This window comes from Allocellulophaga tsushimaensis (assembly GCF_055383085.1).
This window is the reverse complement of record NZ_AP039451.1, coordinates 1,919,752-1,945,072: the sequence shown is the minus strand read 5'-3', so window position 1 is coordinate 1,945,072 and position 25,321 is coordinate 1,919,752. Positions and strand designations below refer to the sequence as shown.

General features: G+C 31.7%; 25 protein-coding genes. 8 read left to right on the top strand and 17 right to left on the bottom strand.

Annotation, left to right across the window (positions count from 1 at the left end):
* Positions 1–34 precede the first annotated feature (34 nt).
* Entirely contained in the window at positions 35–2,830 is a 2,796-nt protein-coding gene (locus ACZ451_RS08270) for a 2-oxoglutarate dehydrogenase E1 component (RefSeq protein ID WP_464216647.1), read from the bottom strand.
* Between the two features lie 102 nt (positions 2,831–2,932).
* Here ACZ451_RS08270 and ACZ451_RS08265 point away from each other — a divergent pair, with 102 nt between their 5' ends.
* Complete coding sequence (locus ACZ451_RS08265; protein WP_464216646.1) at positions 2,933–3,454, top strand: alpha-ketoglutarate decarboxylase; 522 nt, start codon at positions 2,933–2,935, stop codon at positions 3,452–3,454.
* Positions 3,455–3,610: 156 nt separating this feature from the next.
* On the opposite strand, the gene ACZ451_RS08260 is transcribed toward ACZ451_RS08265, so the two are convergent.
* The 6 genes from ACZ451_RS08260 to ACZ451_RS08235 form a co-directional block, all read right to left on the bottom strand.
* On the bottom strand, positions 3,611–3,778 hold the full coding sequence (locus ACZ451_RS08260; protein WP_464216645.1) for a DUF6747 family protein: 168 nt from the start codon (positions 3,776–3,778) through the stop codon (positions 3,611–3,613).
* 1,045 nt (positions 3,779–4,823) lie between these two features.
* Positions 4,824–4,991 carry a DUF6747 family protein gene (locus ACZ451_RS08255; RefSeq protein ID WP_464216644.1) on the bottom strand — a complete coding sequence of 56 codons (168 nt, stop codon included), beginning with the start codon at positions 4,989–4,991 and terminating at the stop codon, positions 4,824–4,826.
* A gap of 244 nt (positions 4,992–5,235) precedes the next feature.
* Positions 5,236–5,589: a hypothetical protein gene (locus tag ACZ451_RS08250; RefSeq protein WP_464216643.1), complete on the bottom strand. Its 354-nt coding sequence runs from the start codon at positions 5,587–5,589 to the stop codon at positions 5,236–5,238.
* A 107-nt stretch (positions 5,590–5,696) separates the two neighbouring features.
* The gene (locus ACZ451_RS08245) at positions 5,697–6,977 is read right to left on the bottom strand and encodes a metal-dependent hydrolase family protein (RefSeq protein ID WP_464216642.1); all 1,281 of its coding nucleotides are present in this window, start codon (positions 6,975–6,977) and stop codon (positions 5,697–5,699) included.
* Positions 6,978–7,040: 63 nt separating this feature from the next.
* Positions 7,041–8,057 carry a UDP-glucose 4-epimerase GalE gene (gene galE / locus ACZ451_RS08240; RefSeq protein ID WP_464216641.1) on the bottom strand — a complete coding sequence of 339 codons (1,017 nt, stop codon included), beginning with the start codon at positions 8,055–8,057 and terminating at the stop codon, positions 7,041–7,043.
* 35 nt (positions 8,058–8,092) lie between these two features.
* Positions 8,093–9,247: a DegT/DnrJ/EryC1/StrS family aminotransferase gene (locus ACZ451_RS08235; protein ID WP_464216640.1), complete on the bottom strand. Its 1,155-nt coding sequence runs from the start codon at positions 9,245–9,247 to the stop codon at positions 8,093–8,095.
* A gap of 132 nt (positions 9,248–9,379) precedes the next feature.
* On the opposite strand from ACZ451_RS08235, the gene ACZ451_RS08230 reads away from it, so the two are divergent.
* The 4 genes from ACZ451_RS08230 to ACZ451_RS08215 all read left to right on the top strand — a co-directional run bounded on the left by ACZ451_RS08230 (position 9,380) and on the right by ACZ451_RS08215 (position 14,016).
* Entirely contained in the window at positions 9,380–10,627 is a 1,248-nt protein-coding gene (locus ACZ451_RS08230) for a 3-deoxy-D-manno-octulosonic acid transferase (protein WP_464216639.1), read from the top strand.
* 16 nt (positions 10,628–10,643) lie between these two features.
* Positions 10,644–10,898: a hypothetical protein gene (locus ACZ451_RS08225; RefSeq protein ID WP_464216638.1), complete on the top strand. Its 255-nt coding sequence runs from the start codon at positions 10,644–10,646 to the stop codon at positions 10,896–10,898.
* Positions 10,899–11,933: 1,035 nt separating this feature from the next.
* Positions 11,934–13,145 (top strand): outer membrane beta-barrel protein, encoded by a 1,212-nt coding sequence (locus tag ACZ451_RS08220; protein ID WP_464216637.1) that lies wholly within the window; start codon positions 11,934–11,936, stop codon positions 13,143–13,145.
* A 106-nt stretch (positions 13,146–13,251) separates the two neighbouring features.
* The gene (locus ACZ451_RS08215; RefSeq protein WP_464216636.1) at positions 13,252–14,016 is read left to right on the top strand and encodes a dienelactone hydrolase family protein; all 765 of its coding nucleotides are present in this window, start codon (positions 13,252–13,254) and stop codon (positions 14,014–14,016) included.
* Positions 14,017–14,039: 23 nt separating this feature from the next.
* Here ACZ451_RS08215 and ACZ451_RS08210 read toward each other — a convergent pair whose 3' ends face one another.
* From ACZ451_RS08210 to ACZ451_RS08165, 10 genes are all read right to left on the bottom strand, one after another.
* A complete protein-coding gene (locus ACZ451_RS08210) occupies positions 14,040–14,213 on the bottom strand; it encodes a hypothetical protein (protein ID WP_464216635.1) in 174 nt (57 codons plus the stop codon).
* 408 nt (positions 14,214–14,621) lie between these two features.
* Positions 14,622–15,296 (bottom strand): ZIP family metal transporter, encoded by a 675-nt coding sequence (locus ACZ451_RS08205; RefSeq protein ID WP_464216634.1) that lies wholly within the window; start codon positions 15,294–15,296, stop codon positions 14,622–14,624.
* 370 nt (positions 15,297–15,666) lie between these two features.
* Complete coding sequence (locus tag ACZ451_RS08200) at positions 15,667–16,296, bottom strand: NAD(P)H-dependent oxidoreductase (RefSeq protein WP_464216633.1); 630 nt, start codon at positions 16,294–16,296, stop codon at positions 15,667–15,669.
* A 49-nt stretch (positions 16,297–16,345) separates the two neighbouring features.
* Positions 16,346–16,774, bottom strand: a complete 429-nt coding sequence (locus ACZ451_RS08195) for a nuclear transport factor 2 family protein (protein ID WP_464216632.1) — start codon at positions 16,772–16,774, stop codon at positions 16,346–16,348.
* A 60-nt stretch (positions 16,775–16,834) separates the two neighbouring features.
* Positions 16,835–17,890 (bottom strand): DUF2911 domain-containing protein, encoded by a 1,056-nt coding sequence (locus ACZ451_RS08190; RefSeq protein ID WP_464216631.1) that lies wholly within the window; start codon positions 17,888–17,890, stop codon positions 16,835–16,837.
* Positions 17,891–17,928: 38 nt separating this feature from the next.
* Positions 17,929–18,402 carry a YybH family protein gene (locus ACZ451_RS08185; protein ID WP_464216630.1) on the bottom strand — a complete coding sequence of 158 codons (474 nt, stop codon included), beginning with the start codon at positions 18,400–18,402 and terminating at the stop codon, positions 17,929–17,931.
* Positions 18,403–18,482: 80 nt separating this feature from the next.
* Positions 18,483–19,562, bottom strand: coding sequence for a zinc-dependent alcohol dehydrogenase (locus ACZ451_RS08180; protein ID WP_464216629.1), 1,080 nt, complete (start codon positions 19,560–19,562; stop codon positions 18,483–18,485).
* Positions 19,563–19,820: 258 nt separating this feature from the next.
* The gene (locus ACZ451_RS08175; RefSeq protein ID WP_464216628.1) at positions 19,821–20,396 is read right to left on the bottom strand and encodes a Crp/Fnr family transcriptional regulator; all 576 of its coding nucleotides are present in this window, start codon (positions 20,394–20,396) and stop codon (positions 19,821–19,823) included.
* A gap of 453 nt (positions 20,397–20,849) precedes the next feature.
* The gene (locus ACZ451_RS08170) at positions 20,850–21,542 is read right to left on the bottom strand and encodes a LytR/AlgR family response regulator transcription factor (protein WP_464216627.1); all 693 of its coding nucleotides are present in this window, start codon (positions 21,540–21,542) and stop codon (positions 20,850–20,852) included.
* Entirely contained in the window at positions 21,542–22,438 is an 897-nt protein-coding gene (locus ACZ451_RS08165) for a sensor histidine kinase (RefSeq protein ID WP_464216626.1), read from the bottom strand. The genes ACZ451_RS08170 and ACZ451_RS08165 overlap by 1 nt, the downstream gene beginning before the upstream one ends.
* 387 nt (positions 22,439–22,825) lie before the next feature.
* Here ACZ451_RS08165 and ACZ451_RS08160 point away from each other — a divergent pair, with 387 nt between their 5' ends.
* From ACZ451_RS08160 to ACZ451_RS08150, 3 genes are read left to right on the top strand one after another with little or no spacing between them, the layout of a single operon-like run.
* Positions 22,826–23,359, top strand: coding sequence for an ankyrin repeat domain-containing protein (locus tag ACZ451_RS08160; RefSeq protein WP_464216625.1), 534 nt, complete (start codon positions 22,826–22,828; stop codon positions 23,357–23,359).
* A 19-nt stretch (positions 23,360–23,378) separates the two neighbouring features.
* A complete protein-coding gene (locus ACZ451_RS08155) occupies positions 23,379–24,356 on the top strand; it encodes a DUF6624 domain-containing protein (RefSeq protein WP_464216624.1) in 978 nt (325 codons plus the stop codon).
* A complete protein-coding gene (locus ACZ451_RS08150; RefSeq protein WP_464216623.1) occupies positions 24,353–25,264 on the top strand; it encodes a M28 family peptidase in 912 nt (303 codons plus the stop codon). Before ACZ451_RS08155 ends, ACZ451_RS08150 begins: the two co-directional genes overlap by 4 nt.
* The last annotated feature ends 57 nt before the right edge of the window (positions 25,265–25,321 follow it).

The following is a 25,321-nucleotide window of genomic DNA, read 5'->3' as shown; positions in this document are numbered from 1 at the left end:
AATTTTAATTTATACCCTTGTATATATTTTAGTTTTATTTTTTTGCTTTTGGCCTAATCATGTTATCTTTTGATTGATCAAAAACATAATCTACCACTTCTTGATGACGACGTTTAGAACGCACAGCACTACCTGCTGCTGGAGAAGCATAAAAACGTCTTGAAGCTACTCGCATTTTTTGCGCATCACTAAAATGCATCATAATATGACTCCACGCTCCCATATTTCTTGGTTCTTCTTGTGCCCAAACAATATCTTCTGCATCGTATTTTTTAATTAAAGCTTTCATTTGGTCTGATGGTAATGGAAATAATTGTTCTACACGAACTAAAGCGACATCGTCTCTTTCCTTTTCTTCTCTTTCAGCCAATAAATCATAATAAAATTTCCCTGTACAGAATACCAATGTTTTTACCTTTTTAGGACTAGCAGCAACATCGTCTATTACTTCTTGGAAATTTCCATTGGTAAATTCTTCTACTTTAGAAACTGCTTTTGGATGACGTAACAGACTTTTTGGTGTAAAAACAATGAGTGGTTTTCTAAAATTAGCTTTCATTTGTCTACGTAACAAATGAAACATATTTGCTGGTGTGGAACAATCTGCCACATACATATTATCACTTGCACATAATTGTAAATAACGCTCCATACGCGCTGATGAATGTTCTGCTCCTTGACCTTCATATCCATGCGGCAATAGCATAACCAAACCATTTTGCAATTTCCATTTGTCTTCTGCAGCAGAAATATACTGATCTAACATAATTTGTGCGCCATTGCTAAAATCTCCAAACTGTGCTTCCCAAATAGTTAGCGTATTAGGACTTGCCATAGCATAACCATAGTCAAAACCAACAACACCATACTCTGATAAATGGGAATTATATATTTGGAAATCGCCTTTTTTGTCTGAAAGGAGATTTAATTGCAATACTTCTTCTTCACTTTCTTCAGCTTTGATAACGGCATGACGGTGCGAAAAAGTACCACGCTCTACATCTTGCCCAGACATACGAACGCCATAGCCTTCTTGCAATAAGGAACCATATGCTAAAAGTTCGCCCATTGCCCAGTCTAATTGATCATCTTCAAAGAACATTTTTTTACGAGCTTCTACTAGCTTTACTACTTTGCGCAAGAATTTTTTATCTGATGGTAATGCGGTTAAAGCTTTTGCTACCTCCGTAAGCTTATCTTTATCATATGCAGTGGCTACCTCCTGTGTCATTCCTTCCTCTTGCACTGTTTCAAAACCACTCCATTCGTCTGCCATAAATGGCGTAATAATCGTTTTGTCTTCTTTTCTAGAATCTTCCAATTCTACCTCAAGACTATTTTTATATTCTTGCTCTAACCCTTTAATATGAGTTTCATCAATAATACCTTCTGCTATCAGTTTTTCTGCATAAATATCTCTTGGGTTTTTATGCTTTGCAATAGCTTTGTAAAGTTTAGGCTGTGTAAAACGAGGTTCATCACCTTCGTTATGCCCATACTTTCTATAGCCTAATAAATCTATAAATACATCTCTTTCAAAACGCATTCTGTATTCCAAAGCAAACATTGATGCATGCACTACTGCTTCGGCATCATCTGCATTTACATGTAAAACCGGACTTAAGGTTACCTTACCAATATCTGTACAATAGGTAGAACTTCTGGCATCTAGATAATTAGTTGTAAACCCTATTTGATTGTTTACTACTATATGTATGGTACCTCCTGTTCTATAACCATCTAAGGCTGCCATTTGGATAACTTCATACACCAAACCTTGGCCCGCAATTGCTGCATCACCATGAACTACTATAGGCAATACTTTAGAAAAATCTTCCTTATAATGTGCATCTTGTTTTGCTCTTGTAATGCCTTCTACTACTGCACCTACAGTCTCTAAATGAGATGGGTTTGGTGCAATATTCATTTTTATTTTATTACCATTATCAGACATACGATCAGAAGTCCAGCCTAAGTGGTATTTTACATCTCCATCAAAAATTACTTGCTCATAATCTTTTCCATCAAACTCACTAAAGATATCTTTTGCTGCTTTTCCAAAAATATTGGTTAACACATTAAGTCTACCTCTGTGTGCCATCCCCATTACAAATTGCTCAACCCCTAATTCTGCAGCTCTTTCTACTATTGCATCTAGTGCTGGGATTAGAGACTCATTCCCTTCTAATGAAAAACGTTTTTGCCCTACATATTTGGTATGTAAAAAACTTTCAAAAGATACTGCTTGATTTAATTTCTTAAGAATATGTTTTTTTGCTTCTGAGTCTAATTTAGGGTGATTGTCATTTACATTCAACCAATTCTGAATCCAATCTAAACGTTCTGGATTTCTAATATACATGTATTCCACCCCAATAGCATCGCAATAAATATTATTTAAATGCTTCAATATTTTATCGAGCGTACTTGGTCCTATATCTAAGATTTCACCTGCTGTAAAAACAGTATGTAAGTCAGCAGAAGAAAGTCCAAAATTTTCAATAGCTAATGTTGGAGTATATGTTCTTCTGTCGCGGACAGGGTTAGTTTTCGTAAACAAATGCCCACGAGAACGATATCCATCTATTAAACGAATGACCTGAAATTCTTTTTGTAAAGAATGAGGCACTTCTGTTGCGCCACTTAAAGCCATATCTGCATTTGCAGGAGCTATATCTAACTCATCTAACAAACTTTCATGTCCAAAGTCGTACCCTTGAAAAAAAGCACGCCAACTTGGCTCAACACTATCGGGATTCACTAAATACTTGTCATATAACGCCGCAAAATAAGAAGTGTGTGCCGCGTTTAAAAAGGAATATTTATCCATAAAATACTTTTCTTTCCTTAAGAATAAAATTTAAATCAAAAATACAACATTTCATTTTTCTAGTATTATCTTAGACAGTAATTATACTAAAAAATAACAATTATGCTTAAAAATGGTTTTACAGCTTTAAAAAATATTTTTTTTGCCCTCTTTTTTATAGTATTCTCATTTTTTTCTTATGGTCAAAATACTATTACGAAAAGTAATTTTTGGGAGAAAGTACGTTATGGCGGTGGAATAGGCTTAGGGTTTGGAAACGGATCATTTAATGCAAGTATAGCGCCTAGTGCTATTTACCAAGCTACAGATATATTTGCCGTGGGTACTTCTTTAAATTTTAATTACACGCAGTTTAGCAATCAAGAGTTGGTTTCGTATGGTGCTAGTGCTTTAACACTATTTAATCCCATACCACAAGTACAACTTTCTGCTGAGTACGAGCAACTAAGGGTAAATAGAACATTTGGAGGGATAGAAGATAATTACTGGAGCCCTGCTTTATTTTTAGGAATTGGTTACGTTAACCAGAATATTACTGTAGGGATACGATACGATGTTCTTTTTAATACGAACAGAAGTATTTATATAGATGCACTTACCCCTTTTGTTAGGGTTTATTTTTAAGATTATTCAAAAACAAACTTCATTATTAAAGCTGATATAAAAGAATACATAAGAATGTATATCGCGGCTATTAATAATGCAATACTAAACCATTTGATAAATCTTAACGATTTTTGAGTTATTTGTTCTGTCATGTTATTTAATTTTATAATGATATTAAAATGCAAACCCTGTAACTAATCTATATACAAAGGCATATACTACTACAGCAAAAAGTGAGATACTCATCCAAGCAAAAACACGCATTGAATTCCTTACTACAAAATTTGTAATGCTATTTAATCTTTCTGAGTAAACTCCCTTGATAAGTAAAATTGTTTTCATAATTGTAACTTTTAGTGAGATACAAAGGTCTAGATTCATCTCAGAAAAAAGCGTAAAAAATTAGATTTTTGGTTTAAATCCTTTAAAAAAATGATGAAATACACACTAAAAAAAACAACAACTTATTAAATTGCATTTTGTCGATAAGCACAATTATAACAGCTCTAGACAAGTGGTTTGTCTAAATCGATAAACTACAATACCAAGAAAAAGAGCACTCATACAGAAGTGATGACTCATTAAAAGAATTGAAACGAAATTTGAAAATTGGATCTGATTTTGAGCTGACAACTAGCTTCCCAAAAGTCTTTTTGGAATTCTCTTTTTAGAATATAAGAATATTACTTGCTTAGATTTTTTATATCTAATCTAAACTTTAGAATTCTAATGAATAATTTGTAAAACAATGTGGTATCGTTTTACTCGATCATAGAGCGTAAAATACTCTGAAGCTTGCCTCGGTATTTTTAAGTTATTTCCTTACAAATATCTCATAAACTTACCCAGAGGTAGTTTATTTTTATATTAACTATATAGTGGAAGATAATTTAATAGAAACTAAAAACCTTAACCTTGGTTTCTGTTATATATAAAAGGTATTAAACCCTAGGGCAAACCCTAGACTCAATAAAAGGAAATCGACACAAGGGTCGAGATTATTCAACCAAGATCTCGCTAAAAAATTGGGATTAATGGAATTGTTTTGGAAATAGAAGGCAATTGTTAAAATCTAGTTCTAGAAATTTCTTATAAAATAGAACAGAAGAGGTTCTAATCATTTTTATAACAAAAATATTCACACTATGTTAACGCATCTATTCTTTTACTCTATAATCGGGATTTAAATGTTCCTAAGCTTGTCCTGAGGTTGTTTATTTAAAAATAAACGCTGTAAAAATGCTTGATACTACTATGTATATAAGAATATATATTCCAATGATAAAAAAGCTAGTAATACTAAACCATTTTATCCATTTTAAAGATTTTTGATTTATAAAACCTTTCATTTTAATTGACTTTTTAATTTATAAATAAGTAAGACTTATTAAAATACAAAACCAGTTGCTAATCTATATATAAAAGCATATACCACTACAGCAAAAAGTGAGATGCTCATCCATGCAAAAAATCGCATTGAATTTCTTATTGCAAAATTTGTAATACTATTTAATCTTTCTGAATAAACTCCTTTAATAAGTAAAACTGTTTTCATAATTGTAACATTTGGTGAGCAACAAAGGTCTATAATCATTTGAGAAAAAGGCTCTCGAAATTTGATTTTTGGTTTAACTCCCCTAAAAAAATGATGAAATACATCCTAGAAAAAACAACAACTTATTAAATTGCATTTCGTCGATAAGCACAATTATAGCCTTTCAAGACAAGTGGTCTATCTACATCGATAAACTACAAAGCCCAGAAAAAGCAGATTAAAAAATCTTTACAAGAATAGTTACTCAACTATACTTTGCTTTATAAAATACTTTTTGAAACTCTCTTTTTAAAATTAGAAAGGCTACTTGTTCAGAAATTTCGATGACATCTGTTGCGGCAATTTTTTTAACAGCTTGTTCTGATACATCTATGATATACAAAAGGTTTAAATATTTAGAAAAATCATCAAGAAGAAGTCTATATATTTTTTGGTGTAGAATTGTTTTTAAATTTATGGCTGATACATGTAAAGGCAAATTAATTTCAATGTTAGCTAAATTAAAGTCTTTCTTTAATTGGTCTACTAACTTCTTATATAATGCTTCTGATTGTGCATTTTCTAAAAGAGCAGAAATTGTATTAAATTGTACTACCATACTTATATGTACGGTGATACTGGAAATTTAGCTTATGTAAATTAAAAATTAATATCCAAAACTCTTCAGTAGAAATAGCACTATACTAAGTACAAAAGAATTAAAACTTATTTTAAATGTTTATACACTTTACCATTTTTCATTACAAAAACTACATTTTCTAAGGTAGACACCTCTTTTAGTGGGTTAGCGTCTACTGCAATAATATCTGCAAAAAAGCCTTCTTTTAATTGTCCTATTTCATCAGCAGAGCTCAATAAATCTGCATTTGTTATTGTTGCAGATTGTATAGCTTTAATACTTGGCATCCCTGCTTCTACCATATAACCAAACTCTTTGGCATTTTCGCCATGCGGAAAAACACCTGCATCTGTACCAAATGCAATGGGCACTCCTTTTTTATAGGCTTTCCTAAAAGTACCTTGTAGTTGTGGCCCTACTTCTAAAGCTTTAGGTACAATAATAGCAGGGTAAAACCCTTCAATCTTTGCTTTTTCTGCCACATATTTCCCTGCACTAATGGTAGGCACCATATAGGCATTGTATTTTTTCATTAACTCCATGGTTTCTTCACTCATAAAAGTACCATGTTCTATGGTTTTAATCCCTGCTTTTACCGCACGTTGCATCCCCTCATCACCATGCGCATGTGCAGCGGTTAACATTCCATAATCTTTAGCTGTAGCTACAATAGCTTCTATCTCGGCAATAGTAAATTGCGAATTACTACCGTTTTTTGCTACACTCAATACGCCTCCAGTTGCAGTAATTTTAATAACGTCTGCACCATTTTTATAACGCTGCCTTACCGCTTTACGAGCATCTTCAGGCGAATTTACCACACCTTCTTTTGGACCTGGATCACCTAATAATTCTGCTTTTCCTCCATTAGTAGGATCTCCGTGCCCACCTGTTGAAGATATGATGTTCCCAGCCGTAAATATTCTAGGCCCATCTACTTTACCCGCATTAATTGCATTACGCAATGCTATATTTACACCTGTTCCTCCTAAATCTCTAACGGTAGTAAACCCTGCCATTAAAGTACGTTTTGCATATACTGTAGATTGGAATGCAATATCTGCTTCGTTATCGGTATACTTAGCACCATAACTTTTAGGATTTGTTTCGCTTTCTATATGAACATGTAAATCAATAAGGCCAGGCAAAACTGTTTTAGTTCTTAAATTAATCATCTTGTCTGCTGCAGTACCAGAAGTGTACCCATTTTGGATACTTTTAATTTTGTTAGCAGATACTACAATTGTTTTTTCTGATAGTAGTTTACCCGATTTTACATCTAATATGCTTCCACATTGGATATAGGTATCTTGCGCAGTAACTGTTAAGGCAAAAAGAAAAGCGATAAGTGTTATTAATTTTTTCATCTTAAAAAAGTGTACTTTATAAATATTGATTATTAAAATCTCTTTTTAGAACAACTGGAACTTTTAGCTTCTAATTTTCTGCTCCCAATCCCAAGCAGATTTCATGGCTTCATCTAAAGTAGATTGTGCACGCCACCCCAAAACAGTGTTTGCCTTTTCTGTATCTGCATAAGCTGTTGTAATATCGCCTGCTCTTCTAGGTACTATTTTATAGTTTAATTTTTTGCCTGATGCTTTTTCAAAACTTTTTATGACTTCTAAAACAGTACTTCCTTTTCCTGTTCCAACATTAAAAACTTCATAATTAGCATCATTTTTTTCATTCAATAATCGTTGCAATGCTATTACGTGGGCTTTAGCTAAATCTACCACGTGTATATAGTCGCGAATACAAGTACCATCAACTGTGGGATAATCATCTCCAAAAACTGATAATTGTTCTCGCATTCCAATTCCGGTTTGCGTGATAAAAGGCACTAAGTTTTGTGGCACTCCTGTAGGTAGCTCTCCTATTTCTGTACTTGGATGCGCCCCCATTGGATTAAAATAACGCAAAGCAATAGCATTTAAACTTGGGGTAACTTTACAGGTGTCAGCTATAATTTCTTCTCCCATTTGCTTGGTATTCCCATAAGGAGATTCTGCTACTTTAACAGGTGCATCTTCTGTAATGGGCATCTCATCTGCCTGCCCATACACGGTACATGAAGAGCTAAAAATAAAACTAGCTTTGTTTTTTTGTGCCAATTCTTTAAGGATATATACTAAAGTTCCTATATTATTCTCATAGTAGAGTAATGGTTTCTCTACACTTTCACCAACGGCTTTAGAAGCTGCAAAATGAATAACACCTTGTACATCTTGATGTCTTTTAAAGAAATCTTCTACTTTATTTTTTTCTTTTAAGTCTAATTTTTCAAAAACTGGTGTTTTCCCAGTGATGGCCGTTATACCATCTAACACTTTTTCTGATGAGTTAGAAAGATCATCTATAATTACAACATCAAAGCCTTCATTTTGAAGTTCTACAACAGTGTGCGAACCTATAAAACCAAGACCTCCAGTGACTACTATTTTCATTTTATTGCTTCTTTAGTGGTGTTTGTTTTTTCATCTTAATCCTGAACAAAATCAATGACTGTTTTGGTTATAAAATCAATTTGTTCATCGTCTAATTCTGTATGCATAGGCAAAGAGATAACTTCTTGCACCAATTGGTTGGTTACCAAAAAATCTTCCTCTTTATACCGATCATCTAAATATGCTTTCTGTTGGTGTAATGGTATTGGATAATACACTCCACAGGGAATATTATTTTCATTCAAATGTTTTACCAAAGCATCTCGCTTTCCATTTGTTATTTTTAAAGTGTATTGATGAAATACATGGCAATCACAAGTATTGCAAATACCGTCACATCCATTTACAGTTATTGGCGTTATTATATTTGTAATACCCGTAAAAGCGGCATTATATTTTTTTGCAGCGGCTCTTCTTTTTGCATTATACGTATCTAACAAAGGTAATTTTGCTCTTAATACTGCTGCTTGAATACTATCTAATCTAGAATTCACACCTACTACATCATGATGATAGCGTTGATACATTCCATGGTTTACAATTCCTCTTAATGTATGTGCAAGTTCATCATCATTTGTAAAGATAGCACCTCCATCGCCGTATGCCCCTAAATTTTTAGACGGGAAGAATGAAGTTGCAGAAACATGCCCCATAGTTCCTGCCTTTTGCTTTTTACCATTTTTAAAGGTATGTGTAGCCCCTATAGCCTGTGCATTATCCTCAATAACAAATAAATTATGTTTTTCTGCTATTTCTAAGAGCACATCCATATTTGCACATTGCCCAAATAAATGAACAGGAACTATTGCTTTTGTTTTAGCTGTAATTGCTTTCTCAACAGCAACTGGATCTATATTAAAGGTATCTGGTGTTACATCAACTAAAACTGGTGTTAGTTGTAATAATGCTATTACTTCTACGGTAGCTGCAAAAGTAAAATCTGCGGTAATAACCTCATCACCCGGTTGCAAACCTAAACCCATCATTGCAATTTGCAATGCATCCGTACCATTAGCACAAGGAATTACATGTTTAGCACCTGTATATGCTTCTAGCTCTTTCTGAAAGCCATGTACTTCAGGACCGTTTATAAAGGCTGAAGTTTCTAAAATATTGGAAATAGAAGTATTTACTTGTTCTTTGATGGATTGGTACTGCCCTTTAAGGTCTACCATTTGAATTTTTCGCATCTATATTTTTTAAGATCTGTGCCAATCCATATTGCTATTTCTCAGCATTACGAATACAAATTTACAAAAATTAGAATCGGCACCCAATGAATTTATATAAAGAAACGTATTTTAGCGCTAAAGCAAAATAGTGTGGGTTTTATTTACAATTGTTTGGTTTATATTGCTGGTTTTTTTTTAAGACTAATTGCACCATTTAACCCTAAACTAAATCTTTTTATTAAAGGTAGAAAATCTGTTTTCACAACTTTAAAAGAACAAATTTCAACTAGAAAAACTGTAAAAGAGGCTGTTATTTGGGTACACACTGCTTCTTTAGGTGAATTTGAACAAGGTTTACCTGTAATAGAAAAACTTAGAATTGCCTACCCTACTTATAAAATACTAGTTACTTTCTTTTCTCCTTCTGGCTATGAAGTAAAAAAAAATACGCCTGCAGCAGATTTTGTAAGTTACCTTCCTTTAGATACCAAATACAATGCAAATAAATTTATTAAGATTGTAAATCCTAAGCTCGCCATTTTTGTGAAATATGAAATTTGGCCTAATTATCTGAATGCACTAAAAAAACAGCACATTCCCACCCTATTAATTGCTGCTTTATTTAAAAAAGAACAAATTTTCTTTAAACCATATGGTAGTTTTATACGGAAGAGTCTATCTAATTTTACACATTTTTTTGTGCAAGATGATCAGTCTCAAAAATTATTAGAAAGTATTCACTTAAAAAATACTAGCATTGGTGGAGATACTCGCTTTGATCGGGTATTAGAAATTTTAGATCGCGATAATACATTAGATTTTATGGTTCCGTTTAAAAACAACAAGTTTTGTTTGGTTGCGGGGAGTACATGGCCAGAAGATGAAACCATTTTAGTTGACTTTATAAACACCTCAGAAAATGACATCAAATATGTAATAGCCCCACATACCATAAAAAAGAGTCATATCAAAAGTTTAAAAGCTGCGCTAAAAAAGAAAACACTTTTATATTCGGAGTTAGATGAGCATACTACTTTTAATTATGATGTTTTACTTATAGATACTATAGGCTTATTAACTAAAATATACCACTACGCCGATATTGCTTATGTGGGTGGTGCTTTTGCTACTGGTTTGCACAACACTTTAGAACCAGCTGTTTTTGGAATTCCTGTTCTTATAGGACCTAAATACAAGAAATTTAAAGAAGCAGTAGACTTAGTACAACGAAATGGTATTATTACGATCAACGATATCAATAGTTTTAAAACTGAAATTGACAAACTATACAAGCAACCCGAATATGCTTCTAAAACTGGAGCTATTAACGCTAATTACATCAAACAAAGTAAAGGGGCTAGCATCCAAATTATAGACTTTATCCGTACTTTATTATAAAGTTGTTGGATTTAGGATGAAAAAATATATTGATTTCTTATTTGTATTAGTGTTTTGTGCATTTTGTTCTTGTGAAGATGATAACAGGCAAAAAAAAATTGATGCTCCAATAGAAACGCCTGCTCTTAAAGAAGAAGTACAAGAAAAAGACAATTCAAAAATAAAACCACTCCCACCATCTAAATCATTACCTAAAAAAGTTCCTAAAACGGAACTGAAACAACAAAAAATTAGGTCTAATGATACTTTACGTCCAATTTTAACAAGATAAAAGCAATAGCTAACGTACAACTAATAAAATCTTATTTTGACCGATTAAAACGGCTACAATAATAATAGTTAGATATTTATACTTAAATTTAAGTATAAAATATACACTTATGGAAAATGTTTCAATTGGCACCAGACTGCTCAATGGATTTTTAACTTTAATGGTTGGAGTTCTTATTAGCATCATCGCCTCCGTTTTTGTTTGCCTTATTTTAGCTTTCTTTAATGTGATATAGAAGACCTAATAACTTCTCCAAACAAACTTTGAAAGCTAACTAACTATTAATTACTGAACATATTACAGAGCCCTTTTTTTAAAGGGCTTTTTTCAATTCATATGATTTATGAATGTAATTTGAAAAATATATTCACCTCATCTAAACCCCATAATATTACTCTAACATCATAAAAAATAGGTTCAAACAACTATTTTTAAGAATTTCACAACAAAATATGTAATACTTTTCTTTCTTTTATATATATTTGTGTAAGAAAAATAATATAAACCATAAAGATATATACAAAACAGCGATTTGGTTGTAATTTAGGTGAGTTAGAAAAAGCTTAGAGATATTTCTCTAGGCTTTTCTGTTTTTAAAAACTAATTAAAAAAGGTATCAGACCTTTTAATCCTAGCATATCCGCATTTAAAGTTTATAATAATTTCTATTTAACAACTATATTGCTTAAGACTAATTAAATCTAATTATTTAAATAAAAACTCTAGAAACAAATTGCCTGCAATCTAACCATTTATTTAAGTTAAATAAGAATGAACAACCTTCTTACTTGAGATTTTAATTCTTATTTTACTTAATTAAAATATAGTTTATATGTTATTTTAAATAAAAATTGAGCATTTTATCGTAATATGTATTATAATTGTATTTAAATAATTAAAAGATGATTACCAGTGCTTATTTGCTTTTTTAATAAGTTTTGACCACCCTATTCTAAATACATAACAAATTCTATTAATTACTGAATACCGCAACAATATAAAGATATACTACAAACACTAAATTTCTAAATTATAATGAAAAAACAGCTATTATTATTTTTAAGTACAATTTTATGCTTAAATAGCTATTGTCAGATTTCCTTTGAAAAAGGATATATTATTGACAACTCTAATCAAAAAAAAGAATGTTTAATAAAAAACATTGATTGGAGAAGCAATCCAACACAATTTCAATATCGATTGTTGAATGATAGTGAAACTAAAATTGGTGATCTAAAATCTATTAAAGAATTTGGAATTGATAATGCTTCAAAATACATAAAAGCTACAGTTAACATAGACAGATCTAGCAAAAACATAGAGTACCTTAGTTCAACAAAAGAACCTATTTTTAAAGAAGAAGTACTCTTTTTAAAAGTATTAATTGAGGGCAAAGCAAGTTTATATCAATATCTTGATGGAAATTTAAATAGATATTTTTATAGTCATAACAACGATAATATAGAGCAATTAGTATACAAATCATATAAAGATGAGAATTCTACAATAAGAGAAAATGATAAATTTAAAAAACAACTATGGGATGATTTAAAATGCTCATCTTTTAAAATCTTTAACTTTAAGAATTTAGATTATGAGAAAAAAGATTTAATTAATTTTTTTGTGGGATACAATGAATGTTTGGCCGAAAACTACACCAATTATGAGCAAAAACAACCTAAAGATTTATTCAATTTAAATTTTAGACCTGGCTTTAATTATTCTACTCTCTCGCTACAAAATAGTATTATAGAAATGACACAGTTTGATGATCAATTTTCTTTTAGAATTGGAATTGAAGCTGAGTTTGTAATTCCATTTAATAAAAACAAATGGTCATTTATTATTGAGCCTACCTATCATAATTTTAAATCAGAAGGAGTAGCCATTATTTTCCAAAATGGTCGACTAATCCGTATGGATAATGCACAAATTAACTACAAATCAATTGAATTACCAATTGGAATACGGCACTACTTCTTTCTTAATGAAAACGCTACATTTTTTATTAATGGATCCTTTGTTTTAGAGTTAATTAATAATAGTTCGGTTATTGATTTTGAAACACCAAGAAGTTTAGAAGTTAAACCCTTAACCAATTTGGCTTTTGGACTTGGTTTTAAATATAATAATAGGTATAGCATAGAGGCAAGATACCTAACTCCTAGAGAAATTTTAGGCAATTTAGTGATTAGTAGCTCCAGTTATCAAACGTTTTCTATAATATTAGGATATTCAATATTTTAAAAATCAATGGTTTAATTTAAAACCAACAGATAGTAATTAGTTATTTAAAATTATACACTAAACCAATTTTTAAAAAACACATATCTTTATGTCATACTAAAAAGATATGATTACACCCATTTCGGCTTATACACAAGAGGTGTTCAGTGCCACTATTAGAAACGGAAAAACAGTACATCACGATATCTACACCAGAGGAGAAAGCCATAAAATTGTAATCCTAATGCAAGAAATGCCTGGAATAGACCAAAAAGCTTTGGCTCTTGCAGATCGTTTTGCAAATGAAGGATATCGCATAGTTATTCCACATTTATTTGGTCCTATAGGAAAAACTGCAGTGGCAAGTAATTTTATTAGAGTGCTCTGTATGCGCAGAGAGTTCCGCATGTTTGCTTCTAATAAATCTAGCCCAGTAGTAGACTATCTATCCGCATTATGCTCCCATGTTAAAAAGAAGTATAACGTAAAAGGTGTTGCCGTTATTGGTATGTGCCTTACTGGTAATTTTGCTATTTCTTTAATGGCCAATGATGCTGTTTTAGCTGGTTTTGCAAGTCAGCCTTCTATGCCATTACTAAAAAAAAGCAACATACATATGTCTCCAGAAGAAATTGCTACTATTAAAGATAAACTAGACAATATTGGACCTATGCATTGTGGACGCTTTAAAAAAGATATTTTTTGCAAAGCCTCTCGTTTCAATACTTTAGACAGCACTTTTAATACTGATGAGAAGCAACGCATCATTTTTCACGAATTACCCGGCAGAGGACATTCTATACTTACACATGATTTTGTGGATGATGATAAGCATCCTACCAAAAAAGCTTTTTTAGAAGTATTGGATTATTTTGATACTGCTTTAGCCTAATTTCCATTAAAAGCACTGCTTATTTAAATTAAACCTTCCTTTTCTAAACGTGATTTTAAGAAGTAATACTCTTTAACCATTTGCTCGATATCCGGTTCTTTATCCATTTTTCTAATTTGAATAGGATCAGAAGGCGCTTCAATATTTTTAATTTTAAGCGTTAGTGTATCACCTTCTTTTAATGCTGTAATTTCCAATCGATGTGTTTATCATCCTCTTTGGTATCCAGTCCAGTAAAATGTAAATCAATGGTATCTTCTTAAGAATTCGTTACTTTGGTAACGACTAATGATAAAACGCCTTCCTCTATTGAGGCAGCCGTTTTTTCTCCATGTATTTCAAGTTCAAATCCAATCATTTTTCAATGATTTAAAAATCTAAAAGAGTACTTTTATTTAACCTCACAGTAGTCGTCTTGGTTAATAATATCAATGATTCCCTCCTTTTCTATAATCATCATTCCTTGCCTGTCATCTGTAATGCCTTCTTTTAAGCTATAGGTAAGTTTGTTTATTATCTTTTACAGCGGGTAGGTATTAAATGTAATATGTAGCCTATAGAGCTATCAATTAATTTCTAAACGATCTCATTAGCAAAAGAAACCTTTACATAAAATGAGCAATTGAAATCCCCAAACATATCATAACTAGTTTGGATAAATTAAATTTATGACCTTCACCCGTTTCAAATAAAATAGTTGTAGCAATATGTAAAAAGATCCCAATTACTACAGCATTTACAATATCTATATATTCCGTAGCCAAAATGGTATTGTTAGAAATATATGTACCTAAAGGGGTCATTATTGCAAATACAAGCAAGAAGCCAGTAATTTGAAGTGTACTATAATTAGATTGAAATAAAAATGTAGTAATTAATGCCGCTATCGGAATTTTATGAATCAAAATACCATACACCATATCATTATGCTGATGAATAGGAAAGCCTTCTAAAAAACTATGAATACAAAGACTGATAAATAGCACCCATGGAAAGTTTTGAGACTCATTTTGGATAGCTGAGTGACCATGTTCAACCCCTTTAGAGAAAAATTCTAAAATAATTTGCAATAGAATACCTAACATAATAAACAGCCCAGTTTGTTTCGCTTCTAAATGATGATACACCTCTGGTAATAAGTCAAAAAGTGCTAATGCTAATAGAAATGCGCCACTAAATGATAATAAGAGTTTAGTAGCTATTGATTTTTTATTTTTGGTAATAAGTGCAATAAAAACACCAATAACAATAGCAATAACAGGAAGGAGATAGGTATTCATAATAATATTATTTATAATTTAAGATGAAATCTTTGTATGTCTTTTAAACCAGATTCATCAATGCGTAACAGGACAAAATTGGCATATATTTGAAGGGTATACTATGATGTATGCTAAGAAAAAAGCTTGACCACTATCATCAATACATCTTGATTTAGATCAAGATCTAATTAATAAGTGTAAATCAGTACGATCTAAGAAAGCAGTAACAGTTAAAAAAGATGCTTCTATGTACTATAATAGTTAATTTATAATGAAAAGCCATTGGAAAAACACTAGCACTATAGCACTCATATAAATTTATAAAGGTGGGTTCATAAACTTATGTAAATGAGCCCACCTTTAACTGAAAATTGAACATTAAATTAAACTATATTTTTTCAAAAATAGCTTCAAGCGGTTTTCTAATTTTTTTTGTGTGTTGAGCGGCATCTTCTTCACTTCTATATCCAACTGTTAAAACTACGCTAGCGTTAAGACCTTTATCTTTTAAGTTTAAAATTTCATTATAAGATTCTGGTTCAAAACCTTCTATAGGGGTACTATCTATTTGAAGTTCAGCACAAGCATTTAATGCATTAGATAATGCTATGTAAGCTTGCTTTGCCGTCCAAGATTGTTTTTCTTCCACTGATTTTTCTTTCATCTTCATTTTCATAAAATCACTAGCACCCTCTAAACTAGCTACCGCTACCCCATGTGTTTTAGCTTTTAAATTGATATAGTTCTCTACGTCTTGATCCGTTACATCATTATAAGCACAAAATACAAGTAGATGAGAAGCATCTGTAATTTGGGTTTGACCCCAAGACACAGGTTTTAATTTTTCTCTTATAACGGCATCTTCAATAATAAGAACCTTAAACAACTGCAACCCATACGACGTTGCCGATAATTGAATTACTTCTTTGATGATTTCTAAATCTTTAGCGCTAATTTTCTTTGAAGTGTCATATTTTTTAGTGGCATATCTCCACTTTAAGTTTTCAATCAATTGCATTTAATACTTTTTTTAATTTGATGAATACCAAAACTTTAACAAAATAACCTTATTGCGCATCTTGCCTTGTGTAAAATATTTTACTGACTATTTTCCACTTCCCGTCTACCTTTAACACATGCATAAAATCTATGTAGGTAAATGTTGGAAATTGAATTTCTAATTGTGCACTAGCGGCGTCTCCAGATATGCTTACAGAAACTACTCTTGTTTTTATCTTTTCTTTTAGAGGAGTTCCATCCATACCTTCCGTTAAACCTTCAATAGCATTAACTTCTGTATACTCTTTACCGATCCATTTCATCGTTGCTGTAGGATGAAAAGCTTTTATTAAGGTTTTTGCATCATTATTTACAAGCCCTGTGAGATAGTAATTTAAGGTCGTTTCAATATGTTCTAAATCTGTTTGTTGTGCTTTTACTGCTGTTGTCATTGTCATAGTAATTACTGTTATTAATGTGAATAAATTTTTTTTCATGTGTTTTAATTTAAATTTTGTTTGAATAAGCTTGTTAGCTCTCATAAGATTGAACTATAATTAGTTCATATTAATTTTTTTTCCGCTTTTTAATTGTTTCTTATATTTTACAAATCTAAGTTTAAAATGCTCTGGAGTGTCTGTCCCCGTTTTTTCTAAAGCAATCAATGCATTTTTAAAGTCTTTTTTAGCAGAATATGCTCTTGCTAATCCATAATGACTTGGAAAAGCACCATCATTATTTTTAACATTTGCTTGCATAATTGCTATTGCTTTATCTAATTGATCGTCTATTATAAATCCTAAACCCAAACGATAAAGTTCATTAGGACTTCCTAATGGAATCGCTTTTTGCAGTATGCGTTCTGCCTCGTCAATATCGCCTTGTTTTTCTAAAATCCGAGATTTCAAAGAAAGGTTACTAAATGTTTCTTTACTAAAAAAGTGACCTTCAATAGACGCATTGATCCATTCTAATGCTTGGTCTAACTGGCCTACACTAAAAGCATAATTGGCTGCACTATCCCAAGTAGTCTGCTGAAACCCTTTTGGATTCCTTAAATCATTACGAATCCCTTTCATAACTATTTCATCAACTGCTACATCAATTGTAAAGGGGATCTCTTTGGTATCCCAATGCAAAGAAACTGTTGCACTTGTTGGAGCTACAGTATCAAAACTATAAGTCAACATTTCAGTAGATATAGTTTTATCTATAGCAGTAACTTTAAAACGAAGTACATCTTCTTTTTGATCGTAATAGTACGAACCCCAAGAAGTAGCATTAGAAGACAAAATAATGGTTACTTCTCCATTTTCTTCAGGTGCCATAAACAAAGCATATGTTCCTGCAGGAACCTTGTTCTCTTGTATACGAACTTCATGTGTAAAAGTAATGGTGGTATTAAAATCCGATCCTGCTCTCCAAGGCGCTGCTTTAGCCGTTCCAAAGCCTAAATAATTAAATCCATAAGGCACTACATTACCCCATATTTTTCTTCCTTTAACATATGGCCTATTGTAATGAATGGTAATATCAGTAATCCCGATACGTTGACTAACCTCAGCTTCAGGGCTCGAGGCAGGTAGGGTAATCTGTGCTTTTAAGTTTGACATATTAGAAAATTGTTATGATGAAATAGAGAAGTAAACTATTAATGAATGGATTTTAGAGTTGGGTCTGCATTCCAAATATCTACAGCCATTTTCCACTCCCCTTTTTTATCTTTTTTCCAAATAGAAACCACTTTTTCAAATTGGTTTACGGTATTGCCCGCTTCATCATCAAAATTCACCAACATCTTATCTATGGTATAGCCTAAATCTCCATCCTTAGACACAAATACTTCTTGTGGTTCCCAAGTAACCTTAAAACCTGGTAGCGCTTGAAATTGTTTCAATACCTTTCTAATTTTTTCATGACCTCGTAAAAGAGGTTGTTCTGGAGCCATCATAATACCATCTTCACCAATAAAACTAAAATAGGCTTCGGTAGAAAATGATGCAGACCATTTGCGGCTTGTTTCCATTAAAGTAACTTCGTCTTGTTTTTTCTGTTCTGCTGTTCGTTCTTTTGCGCAAGAGACTAGTAAAATTCCTGTCAATGCAACTAAAAATAATGTTTTCATATCTGTATTTTAGAGCTGAGAAATGTGTCAAAAAAAGATGTTTTATAGCCTTTTCCGACACATTAATTTTATTGTTTCAATTAAGGGCGTAATGCTACTTTAAGGGTTCCTGATGAACGATCTCGCATTAAATCATAGCCTTTTTCTGCAGCTGATAATGGTAAAATATCTGTAAAGATTTTACTAGGGTCAATTACACCTCTTTCTACAATAGGCAGTAATTTTTTCATATATGCCGCAACATTTACAACACCAGTATGGATTGTTATATTTCTAAACAAGGCTGATGAATACGGTGGATCTACAGTTTCATAAAGGTGACCAAATCCTAGCACACTGATCGATGCGCCAGCTTGCGTCATTTCCATACCTTGTGTAATAGCTGTTTTATTACCTACAGAATCAATAACAGAATTTGCGCCTCTACCTTCTGTAAGCGATTTTACAAATGCTACAGGATCTTCGTTTTTTGAATTCACAACATGGGTTGCTCCAATAGTTTTTGCCAATTCTAAACGACTCTCATGACGTCCTACTAAAATAATAGTAGAAGGACCAAATAATGTAGCAGCCATTACTGCACTTAGCCCTACTGCACCATCACCAATAACCACTACAGTTTCTCCTGTTTTAATATTCGCATTTAATGCGCCATGATAACCTGTAGCAAAATTATCTCCTAAAGGAAGTACTTTGGTATCATGCTCATCTCCTGTTAAACCTTCTGGAAGTTTAAATAGTGAAGAATTACCATAAGGCACACGGATAAATTCTGCTTGTCCTCCTTGGATATCATCACCGCCGTGCTGCGCAAAAAGTGGTGTTCCAAACAAACCTCCATGATCACATGCCGAAGGTAAATCTCGTTTACAATAATAACAATCACCGTCTACAAACATAGCAGAAGCGATAACACGATCTCCAACTTTTAAGCTATGAACTCCTTTACCTACTTGGTCTACTATCCCTACAAACTCATGACCTATTCGCATTCCTTTAAATAAACCCATTTCTGGTCCATTTTGTGTAAACTCTAAATCTGCCCCACAAATACCTGCAAGTGTAATTTTTACAATTACATCATCGTCTTTTACCAATTGAGGTTTGGGCAAATCTACAACCTCAATTTGAGCTCTTTCTTTGTATACTACTGCTTTCATACTAAATTATTTACTTTGTTTTTTAAGATTATGTTTTTCGTTTGATCAAAAATTGCACAGTTATTAGGAGAAACCTATTCCTAATGAGCACTTGAAAAATGTTACTATTTTTAAAGGCTTTGTGTTTTTATGATCTATATATAATTTCTCAATTATAGACATGACAAAGTTGCGCCATATGTAAAGAGATTCATATGACCTGTGTTAAGAAAAGAGCTTGACGTTTATCAAGCGGTAAAATTGATCTACATCAATTTTTTAAGATTTTGAGCGGATTCTGCTTATTGATTCTGGAGAAATTCCTAAATAGGATGCTAAGACATACTGCGGTACCCTATTTGCAATTTGTGGGTATTTATTAACGTAATCCCAATACCGTTCTTCAGAGCTTTTACTAATATTGGTAATAACTCTCTGGTTAGAATGGGATAAGGCTTTTTCTATATACATTCTAAAGTATTGGCATAAAGGGTGTATTCTGCTACAGAGTTCCTCTATGTCATCATATTTCATTTGTAGTATTACGGAATCCTCAAGCGCTTCAGCATAGTATTCTGCAGGAGTTCTATTTAGATAGCTGTGAAAGTCTGTAAAAAACCAATCTTCTACCCCAATACTTACCGTATGTTCTTTCCCTTGGTCATCTAAATAAAAAACCCGAACTGCTCCTTCTACAATATAATTTCTATATTCAGCAACAAACCCAGGTTGAACAATAAATTGCCTTTTCTTTACTCTAGTGGTTTTTAATATGGAAGTAAACTCCTCTATTTCACTATCTGACAATTCAACATATCTTGCTATGTTATTCAATATTCCTTTGTAGTTACTCATCGGTTTCTATTTTTTAACTCTTGCTGCTAAGAGTTTTACTTTGCAAAGTTATCATTATCTCATTTGACTAAGAAACAAAAAAGGGGCTAAAAATGATCTTTGGAATTACATTTCTTTTTTAGATATCAGACTTCAAGTATCTTTAAAACAAAAAAACCTTAATAGTCTTATTTCAATTAAAATTGCTTAAGCAAGAAAATCGTTCATAGAATTACAGAACAAATCTAATAACACTTCTCCGAAACAAATAAAACTGAAATAGATAGACCTATTTTCGACTACGTAAAGGAACATATAGAGGGCTTTGGATACTGAAGGCAAAATTAATAGAAAGTATATGGATTCTGATTTAAAAATAACAATAAATTATGAAGTAAATTTTAAATATAAAGAGGCAGATGATGCACTATATAGTGTTCTTAATTTTTAAAACGTTTTAATAGATAAGCAAAGTCATTTTCCTAACTTTCTTATCTCATCTCTGTAGTAATTTCCAATTGGAATTTCAATGTCTTCAATTTCAATGTCTTTGGCAGTATAAGCAGTTATCTTATTTTTATTTACAATATAGGATCTATGAACCCTGATAAAATCTTCTGATAATTTCTCTATAAAAGAACTAATTTTTTCTTTAGTGACAATTGTTTTTTCAGAAGTATGAATTCTAATATAATCCTTGATACTATCAATATAAAGTACTGAATGAAAATCTATTTTTATATTTTTTTTATTTGAATTCACATAGATGAAATTATCATCAGAACGAGATTCAAGCCTATTGTTATTCTCCAAACTATTCTCTTCATATTTATTAATCGCTTTGAGAAATCGTGGAAATGAAATTGGTTTTAAAAGATAGTCTATAACATCTAATTCATAACTTTCAATGGCGTAATTTCTATGCGCTGTAGTAAAGATAACTTTTGAATTAATTTTTACGGTTTTTATAAAATCGATTCCTGTTATCAAGGGCATTTGTATATCTAAAAAAATTAAATCAATGTTATTTGAATTTAATAATTCTTGAGCTTCCATAGGGTTTTCAAATGTGCCTTTTAGAATTAAATTATTCATATTAGAGATGTATTGCTCTATGACTTTGATAGCCAGAGGTTCGTCATCTATAATTATACAATTTATATTCATTATTTTAAGAATATATTTAAATCAACTTTGTAATAGTCGTGTCCATCGTCTATCATTAAATCATGGCTGTTTTTATAATGTAATTCTAATTGCCTTTTTATATTTCCCATACCAATACCGCTACTTCTTGTAATATTAACAGAAGTAGGTTTTGAATTTCGAATCTTAAATTGCAGATTATTGTTTGTCATATTTAGTTCTATATCTATTACTGGTGCTGGTGTTGTTCCATTTGCACTATGCTTAAAAGCGTTTTCAATAAAAGGTAATAAAATTAATGGGGCTATTTCAGCATCAGTATTATTACAAGAATGCTTAAAATTAACGTTTAATGTGCTATTATATCTCAAGGATTCTATATCTAAATAATTCTGTATTAATTCAATTTCTTTAATGATAGATACCGTAGGTTCATTACACTGGTATAACATGTAGTCTAACATATCTGATAACTTCAAAACCACTTCTGGAGCTTTGTCCGATTTAGCCAATGTAAGTGAGTACAAATTGTTTAGCGTATTGAATAAGAAATGTGGATTGGTTTGAGCTTTAAGAAATTTTAATTCTGTATTGGCTTTTTCTTTCTGCAATATCTCAAACTGATGTTTTTCTTCAAAGCGGTCTTTTACTACTTTAATTATAAGCATTAAAAACACTACAACATAGACAGTAGGAAAGTAAACAATAGCCAAATAAAGAGGGTCTTTCATAACTTCAAGCAAACTTTCTTGATAAAAATCTTCTCTATAAAAAGGTTCGGCAAGGTAAATACTGTTCAGCCTGGCTACAATTGAAAAAATATAAACAGACAAAAGAAAAGAAATACCAAATAAAGCATACTTCTTCTTTAGTAAAAGTTTAGGGACTTGATAGTAGACCAAAAAATAACCTGCCATTAACTGGGAGGGTAATAAAGCAAGATAACTAAGTATTGATTCTTTTAGATTTCCAGAATTCAACACAGCAAGAATAGAGAAGATAATAAAAAACAAAATCCAGAAAATAAAGTGCGATACTACCCTATTCTGTATGATCCTATCGATATAACCTTTTTTTACAATCATAAAAACCCAAAGGTACTAAACAATGCTATTTAGTTTTTATTAATAGACGAATCCAAATTTTATCATGACTAAACCCCATTTTCGATTGATCAACTAGTTTTCAGTCAATATCAATTGTATTTGTGTACTAAAAGTCAATTGGTCTATTTATCACTTTTAGTCTGAGGTCTTTAGATATGTTTGCCTTGAATTAAATAATAATCTAAAATATTTAAAAGAATGAAAACAATTGTGTTTACGCTAATAGCTTGCCTTAGCCTAACAAGTGTATTTAGCCAAGAAGAAAACAACAAAGACGTACCTATTCAACTTATCGCTTCAGGCGATCAAAATACTATAATTTTTCAAGGAAATGGCTCACCTTTAATAAATGCTGTAAAAACAGGTAATATAAAAGCTGTGAAAATTCTTGTTGAAAAAGGAGCAGATGTTAATGAAGGCGTTAAACTAGATGGCAGCCCTTTAATTGAAGCGTCTAAACTTGGGTATCTAGACATAGTAAAGTATTTAATTTCAAAAAATGCAAATGTGAACATTCATGTAGAAGGTGACGAGACACCGCTAATCAGAGCAGCTTGGAATGGGCATTTAGATGTTGTTAAATATTTAGTGGAACACGGAGCAGATATTAACAAAACTGTTAGGGAAGGTTATCGACTAGGAGCCGAAAAAAGAAACCCTTTACGTATGGCTAAAAAAGGGAAGCACAAAGCTGTAATAGCTTATTTAATCAGTAAAGGAGCAACTCAATAAAAACAGAAAAACCATACTTATGAAATTGACTATAAAATTAACAATACTAATACTATTGCTATATAGTTGTGATGTAGCTTCACAACATATTGAAAATCCTAAATTATCTAAAGAACTGATTGGAATAAGAAGCACTGATAAAAAGCTAAGAAAGAAATGGGCTAAAATGGCCAGTTCTGGAAAAACAGATCATCCAAAGTTCAAAACACTTACTAATAAAATTATTGCTTCAGATAGTAACAATACCGAAAGATTAAAAGTTATTATCGGTAAATATGGTTGGCCTACCTATAGTTTAGTAGGAAAAAAAGCTAGTGTTGGTGCTTGGCTCATTGCACAACATTCAGATAGAGATCCGCTTTTCCAAATAAAGTGCTTACCACTTTTAAAAGAGGCTGCAGATAAAGGAGAAGCTGACCCAGTTAATTATGCATTTTTGTACGATAGAGTTGCTGTATTTAAAGGTATTAAGCAATTATATGCTACTCAAAGTAGCACCAATAATGGTATTACCAAGGGAAGTTTTCAACCTATAGAAGATGAAGCCAATGTGCAGAATAGAAGAGCCGTTATGGGCTTTGACCTTCACGTTGAAACCTATGCGCAACAATATGGATTTAATTATAAAATCCCTACTAAAGAAGAGGCTATTCAACGTAGTAATGCTTTTGAAAAAGCATATAGTAAAAATGTACAAAAAGCGAAACAAGCAATGATTTATAAAAATTATGACGAAGCAGTGACCTATTACTTAGAAGCTTTAAAATCAAACGGTTCAATAAAAACTGAAGATTATATTAATACGGCACGCGCTTGCTCATTATCAAAGCATGAAGAAAGTAATTGGGCATCTTTTTATCTAGTAAAGGCCATTATGAATGGACACCGAAATGGTCAAGAATTTCTGTCTGATAGTGATTTTAATTATATAAAAAAAGTAAGTCCTAGAAATTGGGCTTATCTAAAAAAAGTAATTCAGGAAACATCATCAAAATGAAAAAAACACCAATACTTGTCTGTTTATTGCTCTTCTTTTTAAATAGTTTTTCACAATCGGACACTGTATTAATAAAGAAACATTTTGATGAAATTGTTAATACCGAAAAGCACAGAAATTATCGCAATTTCCATACATTAGATTCAATTGCTTTGTATATAAGACGGCAATTGGAACAATATGCAGATACCGCATACTATCAAAAATATAAGGTTGACGGTAATGAATATAAAAATGTTATTTCAGTTTTTGGAAAACATTTAAAGAGAACTATTATTATTGGAGCACATTATGATGTTTGTGGAGACCAAGATGGTGCAGATGATAATGCAAGTGGTGTGATTGGTCTTCTAGAATTAGCCAGATTACTAAAAGGAAAACCATTAAATTATCGTATTGAACTTGTTGCGTATACCCTAGAAGAACCACCGTTTTTTAGAACAGAAAATATGGGAAGTTATAGACATGCAAAATCTCTTTTTGATACTAAAAGAGATGTTTATGGGATGTTATCTTTAGATATGATAGGCTATTTTGATAAGACAAAAAAATCGCAGAAATTTCCTATTGGCCTTATGTCCTGGGTGTATGGTACAAAAGGCGATTATATTATGCTTGTCAATAAGTGGGGGAAAGGAAAATTTGCAAGGAGGTTAAAAAGAAAACTGAAAAGTCAAAACAAAATAAAAGTAAAATCATTGTCTGGGCCAAAATCCATAGAAGGCCTAGATTGGTCCGACCATTTAAATTATTGGAATTTTGGTTATAGTGCATCTATGTTAACGGATACAGGGCCTAATCGCAACAAAAATTATCATCGAAAATCTGATACCATTGAAACGATTAATATTCAAAAAATGTCTAAAGTTATTGATGCTGTACTTGAAAAAATACTGAAAATGAACTAGTCTGAAGACTTTTCGTTAAACAAATTTTGTATTCATCAAACAGTAAACATGCCTATA

Coding starts and splice junctions, on each gene's coding strand:
- ACZ451_RS08205 (WP_464216634.1), bottom strand. CDS start 15,296: ATGAATACCTATCTCCTTCCTGTTATTGCTATTGTTATTGGTGTTTTT.
- ACZ451_RS08160 (WP_464216625.1), top strand. CDS start 22,826: ATGAAAACAATTGTGTTTACGCTAATAGCTTGCCTTAGCCTAACAAGT.
- ACZ451_RS08265 (WP_464216646.1), top strand. CDS start 2,933: ATGCTTAAAAATGGTTTTACAGCTTTAAAAAATATTTTTTTTGCCCTC.
- ACZ451_RS08165 (WP_464216626.1), bottom strand. CDS start 22,438: ATGGCAGGTTATTTTTTGGTCTACTATCAAGTCCCTAAACTTTTACTA.
- ACZ451_RS08270 (WP_464216647.1), bottom strand. CDS start 2,830: ATGGATAAATATTCCTTTTTAAACGCGGCACACACTTCTTATTTTGCG.
- ACZ451_RS08260 (WP_464216645.1), bottom strand. CDS start 3,778: ATGAAAACAATTTTACTTATCAAGGGAGTTTACTCAGAAAGATTAAAT.
- ACZ451_RS08155 (WP_464216624.1), top strand. CDS start 23,379: ATGAAATTGACTATAAAATTAACAATACTAATACTATTGCTATATAGT.
- ACZ451_RS08215 (WP_464216636.1), top strand. CDS start 13,252: ATGATTACACCCATTTCGGCTTATACACAAGAGGTGTTCAGTGCCACT.
- ACZ451_RS08170 (WP_464216627.1), bottom strand. CDS start 21,542: ATGAATATAAATTGTATAATTATAGATGACGAACCTCTGGCTATCAAA.
- ACZ451_RS08190 (WP_464216631.1), bottom strand. CDS start 17,890: ATGTCAAACTTAAAAGCACAGATTACCCTACCTGCCTCGAGCCCTGAA.
- ACZ451_RS08185 (WP_464216630.1), bottom strand. CDS start 18,402: ATGAAAACATTATTTTTAGTTGCATTGACAGGAATTTTACTAGTCTCT.
- ACZ451_RS08220 (WP_464216637.1), top strand. CDS start 11,934: ATGAAAAAACAGCTATTATTATTTTTAAGTACAATTTTATGCTTAAAT.
- ACZ451_RS08150 (WP_464216623.1), top strand. CDS start 24,353: ATGAAAAAAACACCAATACTTGTCTGTTTATTGCTCTTCTTTTTAAAT.
- ACZ451_RS08235 (WP_464216640.1), bottom strand. CDS start 9,247: ATGCGAAAAATTCAAATGGTAGACCTTAAAGGGCAGTACCAATCCATC.
- ACZ451_RS08225 (WP_464216638.1), top strand. CDS start 10,644: ATGAAAAAATATATTGATTTCTTATTTGTATTAGTGTTTTGTGCATTT.
- galE (WP_464216641.1), bottom strand. CDS start 8,057: ATGAAAATAGTAGTCACTGGAGGTCTTGGTTTTATAGGTTCGCACACT.
- ACZ451_RS08180 (WP_464216629.1), bottom strand. CDS start 19,562: ATGAAAGCAGTAGTATACAAAGAAAGAGCTCAAATTGAGGTTGTAGAT.
- ACZ451_RS08245 (WP_464216642.1), bottom strand. CDS start 6,977: ATGAAAAAATTAATAACACTTATCGCTTTTCTTTTTGCCTTAACAGTT.
- ACZ451_RS08195 (WP_464216632.1), bottom strand. CDS start 16,774: ATGAAAAAAAATTTATTCACATTAATAACAGTAATTACTATGACAATG.
- ACZ451_RS08250 (WP_464216643.1), bottom strand. CDS start 5,589: ATGGTAGTACAATTTAATACAATTTCTGCTCTTTTAGAAAATGCACAA.
- ACZ451_RS08175 (WP_464216628.1), bottom strand. CDS start 20,396: ATGAGTAACTACAAAGGAATATTGAATAACATAGCAAGATATGTTGAA.
- ACZ451_RS08255 (WP_464216644.1), bottom strand. CDS start 4,991: ATGAAAACAGTTTTACTTATTAAAGGAGTTTATTCAGAAAGATTAAAT.
- ACZ451_RS08200 (WP_464216633.1), bottom strand. CDS start 16,296: ATGCAATTGATTGAAAACTTAAAGTGGAGATATGCCACTAAAAAATAT.